The 1,546-nt window shown below is 41.3% G+C and carries 2 protein-coding genes; both read right to left on the reverse strand.

Annotated elements, in window-relative coordinates; translation table 11 throughout:
• The coding region (locus tag Q0212_RS14340; protein WP_297926723.1) for an AAA family ATPase at positions 1 to 235 on the reverse strand (235 nt) is incomplete at its 3' end.
• A 517-nt stretch (positions 236 to 752) separates the two neighbouring features.
• A partial coding sequence (locus Q0212_RS14345; protein WP_297926726.1) for a hypothetical protein occupies positions 753 to 1,546 on the reverse strand: 794 nt, incomplete at its 5' end.

A 1,546-nucleotide genomic window follows, 5' to 3' on the forward strand; every position in this document is an offset into this window, starting at 1 on the left:
CTTTGACATTGGGCGAGATAATACCGTTTGTCTCAAGCATGGCAGATAACACGGCAGCCGCTTTGTGTGTTGGCGTAGCTATGGTGATAAGTTTGTGAGACAGCGATTTTATAACGGTGGCGATGGTTGTACTTTTTCCTGTGCCTGCAAAACCAGTTAATAACACGGGTTGTTTGTTGGCTATGCAATCGGTAATAGTATCAAAAGCAATTTGTTGCTTGGGTGTAAGTTTCATATTGTTGAGCCTTCATTAGTGGCAATCATTCGGTAGGTGAGGCGGCAGCGAGTGAATGACTCTCACTTTTCGGGAGCTACCCTAGCCGCCTTGTAATTATGCTGTTTTTACCTGTTTTTGCCTAATAACTTTTAGATATAAAAAACCAAGTTTTAATAGTTTTTATTGTATGGTGACGGTGGTGACAGCAAGCGGTGACACCTAAAACCTCTCAAAGCCTTGCGGCTGTAGGGTTTTAAATCGCTGTCACCACTGTCACCGTCACCAGTATATATAATATATATTTACTTATACAGAGAGAGAGCATTATATTAGGTTTTACAGTATTTTTTGTTAAAAGACGACAATTTAAGAATAAATTGTTTTTTATGTGGTGACGTGGTGACAGTGGTGACACCGCGCTCAAAGCCTTGCGGCTGTAGGTTTAGAGGTGTCACCACCCAATAATGACAGCATATTGGTTGTGGTGACAGCTATTTTTTACAGGGTCGGACTCCGCCGACCTCTCAACATTAGCTTAGTTTTGTTTTGGAGTGCAAGTCTTTTTTAAGCCAAAAAAAACAAAGTATTTTATTGATTGACCTTCCTTTTTTTCAATAATTCTGCTCTCGGCTTGAAGTCTTGATAAAAGTTCAAGTTTTTGCACTGCATCTAATCGTCTAAACGCCCTATTCTTTCTAGCAATATCGCGGCTAGAAATACCATTAACGCCTGACTCGTGAATAACTATCAGTACATCTTCATCAATCCCTATCTCTTCATCTAATCCGTTAATCTCTAATCGTGACAGCAATTTCTCCAAATGAAAAACAATCCAGTTAGCCGTCCACTGCACAATTGACTCGTTGATAGTAGGCTGGCTTGGCTTATTAAACGCACCCAATGCCACGCATAAACGCTTAAAACTACCGCACCACCCTAAAGCCACGCCTACCAAGTCCTTACGCTCATCGCTGCTACAAGTGGCCTTAATGCGTGTTAATGAATAAGCAAATAAACTAGCCGTGTTATCACAATCAAAGACAGCTATTTTTTGGGTCGGATTCATTGATGCAATGTCGAAAAAATCGCCGCCTGTGTTTTTGATTGCAGCTACTACCGTTTTAACATTTGTTGGAAATGGTGCATCAAAGTCTCGCTCACACGTTACGCTGTCGCCACCATCTGCAATCATTAAACGCTGTAGACTGCCGATGCTGTATTGGTCACGCTGTGCGACAAAATCAATATGCTTGTAACTCATTAAACTAAGCATAGTTAAAGACGGACGGTAGATGTTGTACTCTGAAATATGCTTATCGCCTTCGCCGT

Origin of the sequence: uncultured Agitococcus sp., assembly GCF_937920075.1 — a bacterium.
GTDB lineage: Bacteria > Pseudomonadota > Gammaproteobacteria > Pseudomonadales > Moraxellaceae > Agitococcus.